Raw genomic sequence first — 17,506 nt, 5'->3', positions numbered from 1 at the left:
GATGTTTGATTCTAGATCCTAGGTGATCGGAGATTTAAGAGCGATCGACCGAATATTCCTATATCGAACATCCGATATAGTATAAGCGAATACAAAAAAAGCTTTTGGCGGCTGAGCTTGGAAAATATAAGTATATCGAACAATTGTTATAATTAATGTTGCACAGACTAGCAGAGCTTGTCAAGGGGTGCAGTAAAATTATTTTTAGAGTCGATTTTTCGGGGCAGATTTAGCTCGAAATCGAAAACACCTCGCCATCAATCTGCGTCAGTCGATTTTAGACTTCGACTTCGCTCAGTCGAACGATTTTAGACTTCGACTTCGCTCAGTCGAACGATTTTAGATTGGAAATTTTATAATTTAGGATTGAGATTTGAGGATTGAGATTTGAGGATTGAGCAGCACTGATGAATATCATCGTTTTGAGCTTGTAAAGAGTGGCATTATTTTTTAAACTGACTTGAATTTTTATGAAAGTACGAACCTACGAAATCAGCGACACTGAAAAAATTGTCAAACTGTTCTATGACACAGTGCACGAAGTAAATATCCGCGATTACACAACAGCCCAAGTAGATGCTTGGGCGCCAGCAGATACCGATATTCAAACGTGGATGCAAAGTTTAAGCAGTAAATTTACCTTCGTAGCAGAAGAGGGCGATACAATCGCAGGTTTTGGAGAATTAGAAATCAACGGCCATATCGATCGCTTCTACTGTCACAAAAACTTTCAAAGACAAGGAATTGGCAAGCTGATTCTAACACAAATTGAGTCAAAAGCCCAAGACTTAGGACTTAAAAAGTTATTTGCCGAAGTCAGCATTACAGCTCGACCTTTTTTTGAAACCCAGGGATTTATGGTGATTAAAAAGCAAGAAGTAGAACGGAGAGGACAAAAATTAATCAACTTTGCAATGGAAAAAAATATATAAAAAACCACCTTTTGTGTAAAATTAGATCGCAGAGTTGTGTGGAGGAGCTGCGATGGTTACGGAAGCGACAAATGTGCTGGGCGGAAAGTTAGAGACTTGCTGCACATCGCCGATGACAGGATATTATCGGGACGGCAAATGCAATACGGGCGGCGGCGATTTGGGAGTTCACACCGTTTGCGCGCAAGTGACAGAAGAGTTTTTGAAGTACACAAAAAGAATGGGAAACGATTTGAGTACCCCCGTTCCCGATTTTAAATTTCCGGGATTGAAACCCGGGGATTGTTGGTGTTTGTGCGCTTCTCGCTGGAAGGAAGCAATGGATGCTGGATGCGCGCCCCGCGTGGTTTTGTCTGCGACTCACGTCTTAACTTTGGAATACGTTTCTTTGGACGAATTGAAGGAACACGCTGCTGATTTATAGGAATGTGCGATCGCCATTTTTACTCAGTATGAAGCTACGCACCGTCCAAAATTTCAACCGGAGTTCATAATGATTCGATCGACTGCGCCGGATGACACGATCGCCCTAATCGCCCTAGCCGAAGCGACTGGCTTGTTCGAGGCGAACCAACTCGACGAGGTTAGTGAAATGCTGGCTGATTACTTCGCCACTAACAACGATAGCGATCGCTTCTGGATTACCGATGACGACGGCGGGCCCGTGGGAGTCGCCTACTGCGAATTGGAACCGATGACCGATCGCACCTGGAACCTGCAATTGATCGCCATTCTACCCGATCGCCAGGGACAAGGGCGCGGTGCGACACTGCTGCGCTACGTTGAACAAACGTTGATGGCCCGAGGCGGGCGAGTGTTACTGGTAGAAACGTCGGGGCTCCCGGAATTCGATCGCGTGCGATCGTTCTACAGCAAGTGCGGTTTCGACGAAGAAGCGCGGATTCGCGACTTCTACAAAGCAGGCGATGACAAGATAGTTTACCGTAAGGCCTTAGCAGCTTAGGCGTAGACTCGTAGGGTGCGTCAGCTAGCATGATTTCTTGAATAATTAACTAGCTTCTGACTAACGCACCCTACAATATTTATGCGACCATAAAATTGGTTTGTAGTGAGGACTTTAGTCCGCATCGATCGCAGGACTAAAGTCCTCACTACAAACATTTTTTTTTAATGGTAATTTACAGGATACGATAGGATTCGCGCTACCACAATATTAAACATCTGGTAACTTATATTGACCGACAATCCGCTTAGCATATTCCGGCACGTGAGCCTCCAACTTCTCCGGGTGATTCCGCTTCACATACAAATAATTGCGAGTGAAATGAGAATCAATTGAAAAACGGGCATATTCCAAACCCTTCGGCCCAATTCTCTCAATAAAAACCCCCATCAACTTCGCCGCCCACATCGGCAAAGTCACACCTTTCTCATAAGCCGGAATACTTTGCTGAACAGCCTCTTTTCTATTTCCCTGAGACATCACCGGCTGAGTGTTTAGCTGAGCCGTTACCAAGTCTAACATCTCTTGCCCGGTATCATTTCGCACCACAATCCACTGCCAGCCAAAAGGTGCACCCATGTAGCCCACAACTAAATCTGCCAAGGAATTCACATAATCAAAACAGCTCAAACAAGAAGGAGCAAAAACATCTTTCAATTCCTTCGTATTCAATCCAAAAAACGGCACTTTTTCCTCCGAACCATCTTCGTGCTTAAAATGAACGTTAAAGTCTTGCATAAACTCATAAGACACCACCGTTTCGGGAGAACGGCTAGTCGTATCTAGGAATTTCTGCAATCCCGCGCGGCTGACATTATCGACACAGGGAGTTCCGAGAACATAAAGTTTTTCTAAACCAAGTTCTTTCTCGACTGTTCGCAATGCTTGAATTTGACAGCCGACGCCAATTACTAACAGCCGCTTCATCCCAGATTTTGCGATTTGTTCTAATACTGAAAGGTTGGGAGAAAGAGTTGGTTTATTGACTTTTGCTGCCAGAATCTCGGCGCGATTTCTGGCAATTATTGGCATCGGTTGAAAGCGGTCTTCCTTGGTATTTTGGACGCAGACAACGCCTTCAACAATGCCTTTTTCTAGCATTTCGATCGCGATTGAGCTGACAATTCCCGTCCACTGAGCGCCCTCAATGGGTTCTTTTTTCTTAGCAGCCATCATATTTTGACTGACGCCGAAGTACCAATCATCGGGATTGTCGAGATTGCGCGATCGCCCGTGAATCTCCTCTTCCAGTTCTGCGATATGCTGAGTTAAGAAAGCGCAAGCTTCCTTGACATAATGGATATAATATGTATCGCACAAACCGCACTCGCTGCAAAGTTCTTTCGCGGGGCGGCGGCTGCCCGGTTTTAGGGCTTTAGATTTCTGGTGTTTAGTGGAATCTATGGCGGTCATCTAAATTGCAGATTTTATGGAGAAACGGCTTTTGTTAGGATATCATACCCATTCCCGCGATTAAGTATTCGCGCTAATTAAACGTAAAATGGTGTTGGTATTCAGAAACCCCGAATAAAGACGAGCACGGGGGTACGCCCCCTACTGAAACCGGGTTTCTCTATGTTATATTTTGGGGGATGAATATCCTTACTGTTTTAGTCCTCGCAGGCGGACTTTGGCTGTTTGGCGTGCGAATTGTATTCGCCCGCAATCATTAGTATTTATCCGGATATAACGGGGTATTGCAGGAATAAACTGCAAAATAAAGGTATAAAAAAATGGTAAGATTGTTTGTGACAACAGCCGTCGCTGGCATCATGCTCAATATCGCAATTTCGAGCTTCGGATTTGCTGCTTTAGTTCGCCCTGTTGCGGGTATGAATCAAACAGTTGTTGCTCTCGAAAAAATGCTGAACGCCACACAAAAGCCGGCGGCGATCGACTATTCGCGCTTGGGGATTGGCGGCGTGAAGTTGGGAATGTCTGTCGAAGAGGCTAAACGCAAGTTGGGTAAACCGCAGCGCGACGAAACTAAACCGGCTGGTAAGGCGATCGGCGGCAAGATTCGCACTCTAACCTACTCGAAATTGACGGTAGCAGCCTGGAATGGCAAAGTTTATTTAATTTCTACTACAAATCCCAAGTTCGGGACACTTAATAGTGTCAAAGTAGGAGATAAAACCCAAAAAGTCCTTAAAACTTACGGTTACAGCTCGCAATCTGTGGAGGGTGGAGTGAGTCGGTTGACTTACAGCAACGACCAAAAGGCTTCTAATTTGGTTTTGGAACTTAAGGGCGATCGCGTGCAAAAGATTATTGTCGGCACGCAGCTCAACTAAAATATTAGACAGCAGTCCCAAAATCCCCGTATAGAGGTTCGTAGTGAGGACTTCAGTCCTTCTTACTTCAGGTTCGTAGTGAGGACTTCAGTCCTTCTTACTTCAGGTTCGTAGTGAGGACTTCAGTCCTTCTTACTTCTGTCGAGTTTCAGGGTTGCTCAAAACAACAATCAAACTTGCACGTTCAGCGCCACTTTCGTGGACGCAACTATCAAATTAAATAAAGGTACGTAGTTGCACTTGGGCGCTCTTTCATATATAGATAAAGAGCGCCCAAGCGCAACTACGTACCTAGACTTTAATTCCACACATAAAAAAATAAGGTGCGCACTGCGCACCCTACCAGTTAGAAAATAAGGCGCGCATTGCGCACCCTACTAATTAGCTGTTCTGGGGAACAGGAGAAGGAACGCTCGAACCGACTGAATTAGTCGGCGCGCCAGTCTTAGCCCGCTTCTTAATCAAGATTGGCTTGACGCTGTTTTCTCCAACCGGGGGATCTTCTTGTTGAGCGTAATCAGCGCCCATCCAAGCAGGACGGCTTTGATCGAAGGCCATTTGCAAAGCAGCAGCCGCGATCGCATGGGAGTCGTACTCCTCCGACAACTGAGACACCAGAGGTAAGAAAGATGCCATCCGTTCGCCAGCCAAAGCTTCGCGAACCTTACCCTGCATCTTTTCCAACTGACGAGCTTCAATTTGTGCGCGTGTCGGAATGTTTCGTACAGTCAAGCTCGATCGCACGTGGCGTTCAATCAAGCGCAATTTGCGGCGATCTACCGGTTGAATCAGGGTGATCGCAGTTCCTTCGCGACCGGCGCGGCCCGTGCGCCCGATCCGGTGAACGTAGCTTTCTACACTATCGGGCAAATCGTAGTTAATTACGTGAGTCAAATGATCCACATCCAAACCCCGAGCCGCAATATCAGTCGCCACTACCCAGCGGACTTGACATTGGCGGAACCGAGACAGCAAGCGTTCCCGCTGTGCCTGATTCAAATTACCGTGATACTCATCAACGCTGTGGCCTGCTGCTTGCAGTTGGCTGGTAAGTTCCGCCGCCGACTGCCGCGTCCGCACAAAAATCAATGCAGATTCTGGGTCTTCCATTTCTAGAATTGGCTGCAAAGCTCTTGCCTTCGACCAGCCGCGAGGAATCATGTACACGCCTTGGCTGATGCGCTTCGGCGTTGCTTTTGGCTGCTCTACCGTGACGTTGACTGGGTTGCGCAAATGCCGCGCTACCAATTTCCGAATGGAAGGTTCCATCGTCGCCGAGAAAAATGCTGTTTGACGATCTTTTGGTGCAGCATCCAAGATTTTTTCCACATCTTGGATAAAGCCCATGCTGAGCATTTCGTCAGCTTCATCCAAAACCAGCCATTGTACCTTGTCTAGTTTCAAGCTACCGCGGCTCAGCATATCTAGTATGCGTCCGGGTGTACCGACAACGATGTGAACGCCGCGCTTCAAACGCTGCATTTGGCGATCGATCGACTGACCGCCGTACACCGTCAGAACTTGCAGAGAGCGACCCACTTTTACCGGGCCGTCGCTGCTGATACCGCTCAAATCGCGGATGGCTTCAGTTACCTGCATCGCCAATTCGCGAGTCGGTGTGAGCACCAATGCTTGCACCGCAGTTACATCTAAATCAATCCGCTCCAAGATGGGCAACGAGAATGCTGCCGTTTTACCCGTTCCTGTTTGGGCTTGACCCACAACGTCGCGACCTGCTAACAGGTGCGGAATTGCTTGTACTTGGATGGGAGTAGGTTCTGTAAAGCCGAGTGTTTCCAGATGGAGAACGAGTTCTTCCGAAAGACCCAAGCCTTCAAACAATAAATTCATTAATGCTCCTAATAACGAGTCTTAGCCTTCTAAGTCGCCCAACTCGGATGCGGATTTCTGCTCTAGGGCAGGAACTCATCTATGAGTTCTGTACGGTGCTGCGCCTGCGCGCACCTTTTTAAATAGCAATCGAGTATAGGGCAGCTCCGTCGATGGTGACTAAATTTACCGATTCGACAGCCGTCTTTGATTTTGTGACATCACCGATATCAACCGCCAGCGATCGAGTTATCGGCTTCCAACATTCTTTAAACAGTACATTGGACTTCCTTTGAGGTACTTGCAAGCTTTCCCTACGCGGGCATTTTATAGTGAGGATCATGACCAGCCCCACTGAACTGCACTACATAGTAGTTACAGGTTTGTTGGTTCAGGCGCTATCCCGCAATCCGTCGCCTGCGGGATTCAACAGGGTATGTAGCGACCGGAGCGTCGATTTTAGATTTTAGATTTTAGATTTTAGATTTACTCCACAGATGAATCTGGGGGGTCTTCACTAGCGTCTAAAATTTTCAATCTCTCTACTCCTGGCGTCGGTGGCTTCTATCCGTTTTTGGATTACCGTTACCGCCTATCCATCTCAACACTCTTTCGGGATACCGTTGTGGTGTAGGGCGGACGGCGAAGCAATCTCAAATTCTCCCCGCTTATTTCTGGCTTGCTATCATCATAACTCTTTACATTCAGAAACAAAACATTAAATTCGTTAAAATTCTCCGATCGTTCTGTAGAGATTACCACACCCCAAGGGGCGGGTCGATTGCCAGAGAGGGGGTAAAAAAGTTTACAGCCCCTTTTCTACATATCTTTGCACAATCTGGCGCTAATGGTTACTTTTCTTGCACAATCCGCTAATCATTTTTGGTTGGTGTCTGGTTTTTTTCGCCACACGGTCTAAGGCGACAGTTACAGCAACACTTAGACTTGACCCCGCCCAAAAACGGATACAAGCCCTGGACACTCAAGAGGGTCAATCCTCAAATTGTAGACCAAAGTCCTAGCCCCCACATTTGTCTGTGAAGTCAATTCTTCAATCTACAATCCAAAATCTCAAATCTCAAATCGACTTGACCGTAGAGGTCGTAGACATCTGAACTTGTAATTTTCACAGGTACGATCGATCCCAGCCGTGCTTCTCCTGTCACATAGACGAGCCCATCTACTTCTGGGGAAAACCGAGCGGATCTACCAATCAACTCACCTGTCTCTGGTTGTTCTTGTTCTATCAGGACATCAACTACCTGACCGACAGATTCTTGATTCTTTTTCAATGATATAGGTTGTTGTGCCGCCATTACCGAATTGCGGCGCATTTCCATTATTTCTGCCGGTATTTGCTGGGGCAAGCTGAAGGCTGGGGTGCCTTCTTCGGGCGAAAATACGAAAACTCCGACGTGATCGAATTCGTGGCGCTTGACAAATTCCAGTAAGTGTGCTGCGTGTTCGTCGGTTTCGCCGGGGAAGCCAACGATAAAAGTTGTCCGCATCACGGCGTTGGGAATTGCTGCTTTGAGCCGATCGACTATGGCATCATTAATCCCAGCTTGAAAAGGCCGGTTCATCGCCCGCAGAATTTCGGGATGGGAATGTTGCAGCGGTAAATCCAAGTATGGCAAAACGTTGGGCGTTTCGCAGATTGCCGCCACAACTTGGGGAGTCAAACCTGTTGGATAGGCGTAGTGCATCCGAATCCAAGGCACATCTACTTCACCCAAAGCCCGAAGCAGTTCAGCTAGCTTGGGTTCGCCGTAGATATCTTTGCCGTAGTTGGTGGTAATTTGAGAAATTAAGATAATTTCTTTGACACCTTCGGAGGCTAATTGCTTAGCTTCGGCGACAATAGATTCGATCGTGCGAGACCTTTGATTTCCGCGCAAGTGCGGGATAATGCAAAATGCACAGCGGTAGTCACAGCCTTCGGCTATCCGCAGATAAGCGACACCTTCGGATGTTGTGCGATAGCGAGGAGTAGTTTCGTCAGCGATGTAAGTTGGTTCATTGGAGACGAGGGAAACTCGATCGCCCTTTTCCACCTGCTGCATAACATCGACGATTTTATGATAGTCGCCCGTGCCTACAATTGCGACTGCTTCCGGCAATTCGTCCAGCAATTCCTGCTGAAAATGCTGTGCCATGCAGCCGGTGATGACTACTTTTTTATTAGCTTCTGCCAATTCTACCAAGGTGCGGACCGACTCTTCTCGCGCCGCTTGGATAAAACTGCAAGTATTGACTACAACATAATCGGCTAATTCTTCATTAGAATCGACTTGATAGCCCGCTTGAGCCAGCAAGCCGATCATGTGTTCGGTATCGATGCGATTTTTTTCGCAGCCGAGGTGAGTAAATGCGATCGTTGGCTTCGTTGCCATGCAGTAATAGTTAGTGTTGCGCTATTTTTGAGAACGTTTTATGGTATCACACAATTTCAAAAATTGCAAGTTATCCTTCTTAGTTGCACCCATTCCCAATTCATCACTAGACTGTCAACGCTCAACCATCATTGCCGTGCAACCCGAATTTAGATTACTTGTTGCACCGTTCCGATCGACCTTGTAAGGCCTTTTGCAACATACTGTCAAAAAAAGTATCCAGAGAAACTCCTGATGCTTTGGTCATATTTACAAGCACACTTTTTGGTGTAAAAGAACAGTACAGCCCCGCTTCTAAGAACCAAGGTTGTCCATCGGGGTCGATGCGAAAATCAAATAAACTGTAGTGACGACAGCCCAAAGCGATGTGGCATTTTCTGGCCTGAGCCCAAACTCTCTCGGTAATCGGATCGCTGGTGTCAACTATCCACGACTTGGGACTATGCTTAGAAGTCAAGCTCAAGTTGCCATCGTCCTTTGGTTTAAACTTCTCATCATAACTCCGAATCGGAAGAGTATCACGATCGAGAGCATACTCTTCCAGCGGCAAGCAGACTAGCTCGCCAGCTTCGACAATAATCCCACAGCGAACTTCTCTACCCACTTCAATGAATTTTTCTACTAGCACTTCCTCTGAATGAGTCAATGCTGTCTGCAAAGCCGCATCATAGTCAGCAGCATTTTTAACTAAGGTAACTCCCAGAGAATTATCCGCATTCACTGGCTTGATCACCACCGGAAAATCAATCGAAGGGCGATCGCCCGCGTGGAGAACTTCTCCCTGTGGCACACTTACCCCAGCGGCCGCTACTACTGCCTTAGTCTTCGCCTTGTCAGCAGTCAGGGCCATCACCTCAGAGGTATTACCCAGGTAAGGAATATTCAGCAGCTCGAACAAGGCTCGGTATTGAGTCATGCCGGGGAGACAATACATCTGGGGCACCATCACGTCTACCTGGAGATCTGCCAGCACCTGTACTGCGCCCGCTAGAGACATGGGATTAGCTGCCGCGATCGCACTCGGATCGAGAGAGGTGGGAAAATACCATTGGCCATCGGTAGAAACATAGGCAATATGACTTTCATAAAGTGCTGAAGTAGCAGCATTTTTTAGACAATCTTCTGCATAAACCCGCGATATATAACAGTAAAAATCGCTAACTGCCGATCCGACTAAATGCAAAACCCGTAATACTGACATACTCAATCTCCCCCTATTTACAGAATTATTCCACTATGAAAATAAATTTTAATCCACTCTTTCGGGTGACGCAAATTTCCCCATAACAACAAGGGAATTTGCCAATGATGCACCATCAAAAACGGTAGCGGATCGTCCCACTCGAAGATGGCATCTTTGCCTTGGGCGATAATTTTTAACCGCTCATAAACTAGCTTTGGCGACCACAAATGAGTCACCAACCGCCAAATTTCCTGGTAAATCCAGTAAGTCGGGCGACTAGATGCCAAAGGCTGCACTGTCTGCGGTAAAGGGTCGGGTTCCAAATAAGCTTTTGCCACATCGGGATGGTTGTAAAACATCGTGATGGCTGTATGGGTGCGCGGGTTGCATTCGATCGCGTAAATCTCTCCATCATCCGCCGCCTCAATGAAATCAAAGGAAACTTGTCCAGTCAGATTGAGACTCTTGGCAAACTGACGAATCCAATTTTCGATATCCGGGCGCTCGACATTCTGGTAATTAAGCTGAAACGCCGATGATTTGCAGCAACAGTGCAACTGAAGATGACCGTTACGGACGGTACTGTGAGTGCAGTATTCTTGCCCCGGAATATACTCTTGCATAATCCAAGGTTTACTCTCGGAAATTGGTAATGAGTTGACAAAAGCGGCTGTTTCGGCCTCAGTTGTGCAGGGTAACTTAGTGAGATCAAACCTGTGGACACAATCGTAGGGAATACTTTTGATAATATATGGACGCTTTGCGTCACTAAAATCAAAATCGATTACTTGCTGCGGATTAGTAATGCGGTAGGACTTCGGAACTCGCAGCCCCAACGCTTCGGCGGCTTTTGCCAACTCATACTTATCATCCAAACGTTGCACAGTTTCGACATCTACGTGCATTACCGTACAGTGAGGAGAAAGTACCTTTTTGGCTTTGGCATCGTAGTAACTGCCCTCTGGACTACTGACGGGAACGTAAACATTAACTCCCTCTTGTTGGACAATTTTTAAGAGTGCTTGAGGGTATTCCTCTGCCTGGAAATTTGGTACTGTGTAAAACCGATCGACTGCCCAAGAGTATCGATTACCAATCAGCCTGTATTCGTGGGTTTCAACCAAAATTACCCGATGACCGGCCTTATGGAAGGATCTCGCTAGCTGTAATGCTTTGGTCATCTTGCCGCCGTTAATCAAAATCGTTTGGGGAGAGTCCGCGATCGTTCGAGACTGAAACGGTTTGAGGATGATGGATCTCAGGAGGGCGATCGCTGTTAAAGCGAGATTCAGGGGCAGTACCAATAGCAGCAAAATTAAGGTTGCTATGGTTTTGACTGCTGTCTGGAAGCGCCTAGAAGCCTCGTTTGTTTTCTGTTCAGATGGCATCGCTGCAACTGAAACTGTTTCGATCATAATTTATTACTAAGTAAATACTCTAATTAGCGGTGGTTTTTGAATGATTAAACCGATCTTGAAGCTACGCAGAGTCTCAAGAGAGAGATGAATCATGCCGATGAAGCGCCGATTTGATATGACGCACGGGTGGTTAAAAACCGGGTTTTTTGACATCGGACTTCGTTACAGCCCGCCTGGGCAAAAAAACCGGTTTTTTTGGTTTTGACGCCTAAGTTTTGTTCTACTAAACGCGCCGAATTAAAGTCAATCCATCTCTGGGCGGCAGTAACACTTGCTCTACCCGCCGATCGTCAACTAGAGCCTGGTTGATGTCAGATAAGGGCTATCAATTGCTAGTCCGAGGCGGCTCATTAACCCTGATAAATCACAGTAAAAATCGCTAACTGCCGAGCCGACTAAATGCAAAACCCGTAATACTGACATACTCACTCTCCCCCTATTTCCACAAGTTCGCCAATATTAAAATCAATCCCAATCCACCCATTCGGCTTCTTTAAATCTGCCCATAACAACAAGGGAATGTGCCAATGATGCACCATCAAAAAGGGCAGCGGATCGTCCCACTCGAAGATTGCATCTTTACCTTTGGCGATAATTTGTAACCGCTCATAAACTTGTTTGGGCGACCACAAATGAGTCACCAATCGCCAAATTTCATGGTAAATCCAGTAAGCCGGGCGACTCGATGCCAAAGGCAGCAGTGTCTGTGGTAAAGGGTCTGGTTCCAAATAAGCTTTTGCCACATCGGGATGGTTGTAAAACACCGCGATGGCTGAATGGGTGCGCGGGTTGCATTCGAGCGCGTAAATCTCTCCATCATCCGCCGCCTCCATGAAATCAAAGGAAACTTGTCCAGTCAGATTTAGACTCTTGGCAAAGTGACGAATCCAATTTTCGATATCCGGGCGATCGACATGCTCGTAATTTATCTGAAACGCCGACGATTTGCAACAACAATGCAACTGAAGATGACCGTCACGAATTGTACTGTGAGTGCAGTATTCTTGCCCGGCAATATACTCTTGCATAATCCAAGGTTTACTCTCGGAAATTGGTAAAGATTTCACAAACGCGGCCGTTTCCGCCTCAGTTGCACAGGGTAACTTCGTCAGGTCTAACCTCCGAATAGAATCGTAGGGAATACTTTTCATAATATATGGACGCTGTGCATCAGTAAAATCAAAATCGATTACTTGCTGCGGATTAGTAATGCGGTAGGACTTCGGAACTCGCAGCCCCAACGCTTTGGCGGCTGTTGCCAACTCATATTTATTATCCAAACGTTCCAGAGTTTCGACATCTAGCTGCATTACCTTACAGTGAGGAGAAAGTACGCTTTTGGCTTTGGCATCGTAGTAACTGCCGCCTGCACTAGTGACGGGAACGTAAACATCAACTTTCTCTTGTTGGACAATTTTTAAGAGTGCGTGAGGGTATTCCTCTGTCTGGGGATTTGGTACTGTGTAAAAGCGATCGACTGCCCAAGAGTAACGATGACCTGTCAGCCAGTATTTGTGTGTTTCAAACAAAATTACCCGATGACCGGCCTTATGGAACGATCTCGCTAGCTGTAATGCTTTGGTCCTCTTGCCGCCGCCGACCAAAATCGTTAGGGGAGAGTCCGCGATCGTTCGAGACTGAAACGGTTTGATGATGATGGATCTCAGTAGGGCGATCGCAGTTAAAGCGAGATTCAGGGGCAGTACCAATAGCAGCAAAATTAAGGTTGCTATGGTTTTGACTGTCTGGAAGCGGCTAGAAGCCGCGTTTGTTTCCTGTTCAGATGGCATCGCTGCCGTTGAAACTGTTTCGATCATAATTTTTTACTAAGTAAATACTCTAATTAGCGGCGGTTTTTGAATGCTTAAACCGCTGTTGAAGCTACGCAGGCGCAGAGTCTCCAGAACAGAGAGATGGATCGTGCCGATGAAGCGCGGATTTGATATTACCCACGGGTGGTTAAAAACCGGGTTTTTTGACATCGGACTTCGTTAGAACCCGCCTGGGCAAAAAACCCGGTTTTTTTGGTTTTGACGCGTAAGTTTTGTTCTACTCAACGCGCCGAATTAAGGTCAATCCATCTCTCAGCGGCAGTAACACTTGCTCTACCCGCGGATCGTCAACTAGAGCCTGGTTGAATTTGGCGATCGCAACTCCGTTAGCAGTAGCAGTGCCCGACAAGTAGGGCTGTCCCTGCATCAAAGTGTTATCGGCGCAGATCAAGCCATTAGGAGCTAACAGCCCCGTAGTTAGGAGTAAATCGAGATAGTCTATGTATCCAGCTTTATCGGCATCGATAAATACCAGATCGAACACTTCTCCATTCTCCGCCAATTCTTTCATGGTTTCTAGAGCCGGTGCCACCTTCACTGAGATTTTGTGACCGGCAGTAGATTCTTGAAAACACTTCTGGGCAAATTCAGCTACATAAGCGTCTACTTCGCAGGCTACCACCACTCCATCCACCGGCAGTGCTTCCGCCATCGCTAGTGCTGAGTACCCGGTAAACATCCCTATTTCCAGTACCCGCTTTGCTTTGGTGAGATGGACGAGAAATTTCAGCATTTGGCCTTCGAGATGACCCGATAGCATTTCCTGTTCCAACTGCCGCACTGTCTCGCCGTCAGAGAATCGCTTACTCCAATCTTCTGATTGGGTGCGCTTTACTAACGTGGCTAAGGCAGGAGATTCCGGCGTGGTACAAAGATCGAGGTACGGATCGAGACCATTTGCCAATTCGTAGGCTTGTTGTAATTCTGCCTTGAAAGCTCGATCGAGATTATCGATTTTTTCTACTTGCTCGACGAGACTTTCGAGTAAAGAGGCTAAAATCCCGACTGGGGTAACTGGTCTCATTGTCAAACCCCTGATGTGGAAAGATTTTCAGCTTTTTCTGACCACAGGTACATATCTTCCCCATCGCCGCGGCGCGGATAGCCCTCACAGATTTCTCGATGAACCAGTAGGGCTTTATCCAACTCACCTCGAGTCAAATCATTCATGAAAAAGCATTCACCAATGGGGCGCGGAGCCGCAGCACGTTGAAGACCATCACGGGTACGACTGATCGATGTTGTCGCTTTCCAGAGCAGTTCTGATGTCAGATAAGGGCTATCTATTGCTAGTCCGAGGCGGCTCATTAACCCTAAGATCCGATCGCGCGAGGCGATCGAGATGTAGCCCCGCAGTTGGGCAATGGTGGCCGAAAAAGCCATATCGATGGCGACACTATGGCCGTGGAACATCGGAATTTCCGGCGTTAGTTCCAGCGTCGGACTCCAAGTGTGACCGTAGGCAATCACCCGATCCAAATCTAGCTCGTGTAGGTTCGGTACTTCTAATGCCAGCATCGACTCAATCCCCTTGTAAGTGAGCCGATGTGCCACTTCTTGAAGTTCCGGTGTGCCGTTTACATAACCAAAATGGGTGTGCAGCAATGCTTCGCCGTAGTTTTCTAACATCTCAAAGATTTCTGTGTTACCTACTACGGCGATCTTAATTAACTCTGCCATGCCGTTGCGTATTTGGTCGATCGGCAGAGTTTTCAGGAAGGAGAAGTCTAAAATTACTTTCTGCGAAGCGTGGTAAGCACCGAGGCGGTTTTTGAGCTTACCGTGGTTCACGGCTACCTTGATCGCCACACTCGCATCAATCAGCCCAATTAGGGTTGTTGGTACACGAATGTAGTTAGTCCGACGGCGATAGGAGGAGCAGGCAAAACCAGCTACGTCAGTAGTCAATCCACCACCAACCACCAACACAGGCTCTTTCCGCACCAGTCCAAAATCAACGAAGGCATCTATGATGCTTTCAAAAGTTGTTAAGGTCTTATCCGGTTCCTTGATATTCACTGGAAAGACTGTTAAATCTATCTCGTGATACTTGAAATAAGCCTGCATCTGCTTGCCATACAGACCATAGACTGTTTCGTCTACAACCATTAAACAGCGACCAAGTTGGCGGTAACTATCCGCAATTTCTGGATTTTCAAGCTTGAAAGCACCATCTACATAGAGTAAGCTGAAATCAATTTTTTCGTACCCTTCAATATGAAAAGCGCGATCGGTAGCTGTAAACGTAGCTTGAATGTCACCCATAAAATTTTTTCACTTTCATGTTGGTAAGTAACGGTAAGTATCCGGGCGAACCTCAAAATTATCAATCCCTTTGTTGGTAAGCTTCCTAGATATTAACTGGACAAATTGATTATTTAATATCACGTTAACAATTGACCTGAAAATTTACTTTCAGACCTGTTTGTTAAGAATACGTTAAATACTGTTTGTACAGCATTTATGCTGAAAGCCATCCTAGGATCGAGTTGAGACTGCCTCAATGCTTACACAAAACTTAACATAACGAATTTCTCATATTTGTGCAACCAGATTCATCTAAATCTCATAAAACTGTTGAGAGATATTAGATAGTCAGGGATTTTAAGTTAAAAAGTTGATAATCCTTCAGTATTTGAACAATTTGATGTGTAATATAATACTCAGTAAATCCGAGTTAGCTCGCCATACTAATAGATGTATAAAAATATACTGAAACTTCAGAGAGTGTTTTATAACAGTCGCCTTAACAGCCTTGCCCGGTTGCTATAAATTAACTTAGAGCCTCAATTCAGCTTAGGCTGAAAACAGCAAGGACAAATCCAGAGACAAATCTGGAAAACCCGGAATTAAGACAGTCTCATCGGACAGAACTACTCGTTGCGATCGATAATTGAAGTCACCTTGTCTTTTTTGATAAGGTTCGCTGTGCATTTCGAGTTGACGATCGACTAAATTAAATATCCAATAATTAGCAATTCCCGCCTCAGCATACAAAGATAGCTTGGTTTCGCGATCGTACTTTAAACTAGAAATAGGGGTAGGCAACCAAAGGCACTACCCCTACAAATCTTCATGAATCATTTAGGATTGCTATAGCTGTTAACTACCTATAGCGAACGCAAGTATTGAGTTCCAGAGGTGAGGGGTAATGCCCCCACCAATTCGCCAACAGTCTCTTTCAATCGCCGAGTTATCTGAGAAGATATCTTAAGCCCGATCGCCCGTTAGCACTTGAACAGCAGCAGCCTCTGGTAATCGATCGTAAGAACTTCCACCCAAACCATTAACTTGACGCATCAAAGTGCCCATTTCCAAAGCACTCATCGCATAACTCCAGCCCAAATTGCTCTTAATTCCCGCCCTTTCCAAAGCTTGCTGCATCGTATCAGTCGTCACCACCCCAAAAATCACCGGTACCCCTGTTTGAAAAGCAGCCGCAGCAATTCCCTTAGAAACTTCGCCAGCGACATAATCGAAATGAGGGGTTTGGCCGCGAATTACCGCACCCAGACAGATTACGGCATCGTAGCGGCCAGACTGAGCAGCTTTGCGGGCTACTAAAGGAATTTCAAAACATCCGGGAACCCAATAAAAATCAACTTGATTCCCATGAGGATTGATATCAACCCCGTGGCGTTTCAAACAATCTTGACATCCTTCCAAAAGTTTGTTGACAATCAAATCGTTAAAACGACCGATGACAATCGCAAACCGGAGAGATTCTGTTTGAGTAAAAGTTCCCTCAAAAACTGTCATAGTGTTCTATTTTAGATTTTAGTTTTTAGTTTTTAGATTTTTTTGCAAGCAGGCAAAATTTAGAAAGCAGAAACATTTCCTCGGGATTTAACTTGCCAAAACCTACAGTCTGCTCTCTAGAAAAATTCTAGCTGGTACGTCCTCAGGCCGAGTGCCTTCAAATTACCTACAAATGCCTTCTACCTTCTACCTTCTGCCTTCTACCTGCGGTCGGGCTGGGAAAATTTAAACCACCAAAAAGTTCAATACACCCACTGCAATAACCAGCAAAAACCAGAGACCAGAACCAGCAAAGATTAGCGATTTAGACTGATTCCAGTTTTGGGGAGAGGCATAAGCAACTGGCACGCCAACCACCATTACAAAAGACAGCAGTACCAAAGCCAGTAAAACCAATTGAAACAGAATTGATAACATCTTTTCTCCTTTCGATATAACCGTGCGTTGTGGATGAGAAATAGTTGGTCACAACCTAGAGAAACATTCCAGGTTAGAGTTTTTTGTTCGCTCAAAAACGGATTGACTTCCACGACTTACGTCGTGGATATTTCAAAATTTTAGACCAAAGTTGCATCTCCCAGAGCGATCTGTGGAGTAAATCTAAAATTCTTCAATCTAAAATCTAAAATCGACTGACAGTATCTCGATGGTCATCGGGAGATTGTCGGTTGATTGATACGAAAGAGCTAGTGCAAATTCGGGCTTTGCGCGAACAGGCGTCACCAGCTCTTGAGATTTTCATCAATTTTATCATTGTTCGCTACTCCACAGAAAACTGGAAAGGTTAAGTTATAGCCCAAAGCCGTGTCAACAACCAGGTCAAACCATCAGTCCGACAGTCCGACAGGGATTTTAACCCATGGGGGTCTTTCGAGCTAAGCTTTAACCATTGGTTTGACTC

Annotated in this window: 16 protein-coding genes; 4 read left to right on the top strand and 12 right to left on the bottom strand. The window is 46.1% G+C overall.

The window, feature by feature from the left end; genetic code table 11:
- Positions 1-470 precede the first annotated feature (470 nt).
- The 3 genes from QUB64_RS25430 to QUB64_RS25420 all read left to right on the top strand — a co-directional run bounded on the left by QUB64_RS25430 (position 471) and on the right by QUB64_RS25420 (position 1,896).
- The gene (locus tag QUB64_RS25430; RefSeq protein ID WP_333276203.1) at positions 471-932 is read left to right on the top strand and encodes a GNAT family N-acetyltransferase; all 462 of its coding nucleotides are present in this window, start codon (positions 471-473) and stop codon (positions 930-932) included.
- 52 nt (positions 933-984) lie between these two features.
- On the top strand, positions 985-1,356 hold the full coding sequence (locus tag QUB64_RS25425) for a DUF2237 family protein (protein WP_333276201.1): 372 nt from the start codon (positions 985-987) through the stop codon (positions 1,354-1,356).
- Positions 1,357-1,425: 69 nt separating this feature from the next.
- Complete coding sequence (locus QUB64_RS25420; RefSeq protein ID WP_333276199.1) at positions 1,426-1,896, top strand: GNAT family N-acetyltransferase; 471 nt, start codon at positions 1,426-1,428, stop codon at positions 1,894-1,896.
- A gap of 210 nt (positions 1,897-2,106) precedes the next feature.
- Here QUB64_RS25420 and QUB64_RS25415 read toward each other — a convergent pair whose 3' ends face one another.
- Positions 2,107-3,309 carry a Coenzyme F420 hydrogenase/dehydrogenase, beta subunit C-terminal domain gene (locus QUB64_RS25415; protein WP_333276197.1) on the bottom strand — a complete coding sequence of 401 codons (1,203 nt, stop codon included), beginning with the start codon at positions 3,307-3,309 and terminating at the stop codon, positions 2,107-2,109.
- A gap of 335 nt (positions 3,310-3,644) precedes the next feature.
- Here QUB64_RS25415 and QUB64_RS25410 point away from each other — a divergent pair, with 335 nt between their 5' ends.
- Positions 3,645-4,190: a hypothetical protein gene (locus tag QUB64_RS25410; RefSeq protein WP_333276195.1), complete on the top strand. Its 546-nt coding sequence runs from the start codon at positions 3,645-3,647 to the stop codon at positions 4,188-4,190.
- Positions 4,191-4,571: 381 nt separating this feature from the next.
- Here QUB64_RS25410 and QUB64_RS25405 read toward each other — a convergent pair whose 3' ends face one another.
- From QUB64_RS25405 to psbZ, 11 genes are all read right to left on the bottom strand, one after another.
- Positions 4,572-6,041, bottom strand: a complete 1,470-nt coding sequence (locus QUB64_RS25405; RefSeq protein ID WP_333276193.1) for a DEAD/DEAH box helicase — start codon at positions 6,039-6,041, stop codon at positions 4,572-4,574.
- Positions 6,042-7,063: 1,022 nt separating this feature from the next.
- A complete protein-coding gene (gene rimO, locus QUB64_RS25400; RefSeq protein ID WP_333276191.1) occupies positions 7,064-8,413 on the bottom strand; it encodes a 30S ribosomal protein S12 methylthiotransferase RimO in 1,350 nt (449 codons plus the stop codon).
- Positions 8,414-8,567: 154 nt separating this feature from the next.
- The gene (locus QUB64_RS25395) at positions 8,568-9,614 is read right to left on the bottom strand and encodes a D-alanine--D-alanine ligase family protein (protein WP_333276189.1); all 1,047 of its coding nucleotides are present in this window, start codon (positions 9,612-9,614) and stop codon (positions 8,568-8,570) included.
- A gap of 17 nt (positions 9,615-9,631) precedes the next feature.
- Entirely contained in the window at positions 9,632-11,011 is a 1,380-nt protein-coding gene (locus QUB64_RS25390; RefSeq protein ID WP_333276187.1) for an ATP-grasp domain-containing protein, read from the bottom strand.
- 226 nt (positions 11,012-11,237) lie between these two features.
- On the bottom strand, positions 11,238-11,324 hold the full coding sequence (locus QUB64_RS25385; RefSeq protein ID WP_333276248.1) for a hypothetical protein: 87 nt from the start codon (positions 11,322-11,324) through the stop codon (positions 11,238-11,240).
- 115 nt (positions 11,325-11,439) lie between these two features.
- Entirely contained in the window at positions 11,440-12,831 is a 1,392-nt protein-coding gene (locus tag QUB64_RS25380) for an ATP-grasp domain-containing protein (protein WP_333276185.1), read from the bottom strand.
- A gap of 232 nt (positions 12,832-13,063) precedes the next feature.
- Positions 13,064-13,870, bottom strand: a complete 807-nt coding sequence (locus QUB64_RS25375) for an O-methyltransferase (RefSeq protein ID WP_333276183.1) — start codon at positions 13,868-13,870, stop codon at positions 13,064-13,066.
- Between the two features lie 2 nt (positions 13,871-13,872).
- Positions 13,873-15,111, bottom strand: a complete 1,239-nt coding sequence (locus QUB64_RS25370) for a sedoheptulose 7-phosphate cyclase (protein ID WP_333276181.1) — start codon at positions 15,109-15,111, stop codon at positions 13,873-13,875.
- Positions 15,112-15,642: 531 nt separating this feature from the next.
- A complete protein-coding gene (locus QUB64_RS25365) occupies positions 15,643-15,894 on the bottom strand; it encodes a Uma2 family endonuclease (protein WP_333276179.1) in 252 nt (83 codons plus the stop codon).
- A gap of 162 nt (positions 15,895-16,056) precedes the next feature.
- Positions 16,057-16,605 carry a 6,7-dimethyl-8-ribityllumazine synthase gene (gene ribH, locus QUB64_RS25360; protein WP_333276177.1) on the bottom strand — a complete coding sequence of 183 codons (549 nt, stop codon included), beginning with the start codon at positions 16,603-16,605 and terminating at the stop codon, positions 16,057-16,059.
- 225 nt (positions 16,606-16,830) lie between these two features.
- Positions 16,831-17,022, bottom strand: a complete 192-nt coding sequence (gene psbZ, locus QUB64_RS25355; RefSeq protein WP_293253055.1) for a photosystem II reaction center protein PsbZ — start codon at positions 17,020-17,022, stop codon at positions 16,831-16,833.
- Between the last annotated feature and the right edge of the window lie 484 nt (positions 17,023-17,506).

The organism is Microcoleus sp. Aus8_D2 (genome assembly GCF_036702665.1).
Classification (GTDB): Bacteria; Cyanobacteriota; Cyanobacteriia; order Cyanobacteriales; family Microcoleaceae; genus Microcoleus.
This window is presented reverse-complemented; position numbering and strand designations above follow the sequence as displayed.

What these genes read in the sequence shown, in the direction of transcription:
- QUB64_RS25430 (WP_333276203.1), top strand. Translation starts at nt 471, where the DNA reads ATGAAAGTACGAACCTACGAAATCAGCGACACTGAAAAAATTGTCAAA.
- QUB64_RS25425 (WP_333276201.1), top strand. Translation starts at nt 985, where the DNA reads ATGGTTACGGAAGCGACAAATGTGCTGGGCGGAAAGTTAGAGACTTGC.
- QUB64_RS25420 (WP_333276199.1), top strand. Translation starts at nt 1,426, where the DNA reads ATGATTCGATCGACTGCGCCGGATGACACGATCGCCCTAATCGCCCTA.
- QUB64_RS25415 (WP_333276197.1), bottom strand. Translation starts at nt 3,309, where the DNA reads ATGACCGCCATAGATTCCACTAAACACCAGAAATCTAAAGCCCTAAAA.
- QUB64_RS25405 (WP_333276193.1), bottom strand. Translation starts at nt 6,041, where the DNA reads ATGAATTTATTGTTTGAAGGCTTGGGTCTTTCGGAAGAACTCGTTCTC.
- rimO (WP_333276191.1), bottom strand. Translation starts at nt 8,413, where the DNA reads ATGGCAACGAAGCCAACGATCGCATTTACTCACCTCGGCTGCGAAAAA.
- QUB64_RS25395 (WP_333276189.1), bottom strand. Translation starts at nt 9,614, where the DNA reads ATGTCAGTATTACGGGTTTTGCATTTAGTCGGATCGGCAGTTAGCGAT.
- QUB64_RS25390 (WP_333276187.1), bottom strand. Translation starts at nt 11,011, where the DNA reads ATGATCGAAACAGTTTCAGTTGCAGCGATGCCATCTGAACAGAAAACA.
- QUB64_RS25380 (WP_333276185.1), bottom strand. Translation starts at nt 12,831, where the DNA reads ATGATCGAAACAGTTTCAACGGCAGCGATGCCATCTGAACAGGAAACA.
- QUB64_RS25375 (WP_333276183.1), bottom strand. Translation starts at nt 13,870, where the DNA reads ATGAGACCAGTTACCCCAGTCGGGATTTTAGCCTCTTTACTCGAAAGT.
- QUB64_RS25370 (WP_333276181.1), bottom strand. Translation starts at nt 15,111, where the DNA reads ATGGGTGACATTCAAGCTACGTTTACAGCTACCGATCGCGCTTTTCAT.
- ribH (WP_333276177.1), bottom strand. Translation starts at nt 16,605, where the DNA reads ATGACAGTTTTTGAGGGAACTTTTACTCAAACAGAATCTCTCCGGTTT.
- psbZ (WP_293253055.1), bottom strand. Translation starts at nt 17,022, where the DNA reads ATGTTATCAATTCTGTTTCAATTGGTTTTACTGGCTTTGGTACTGCTG.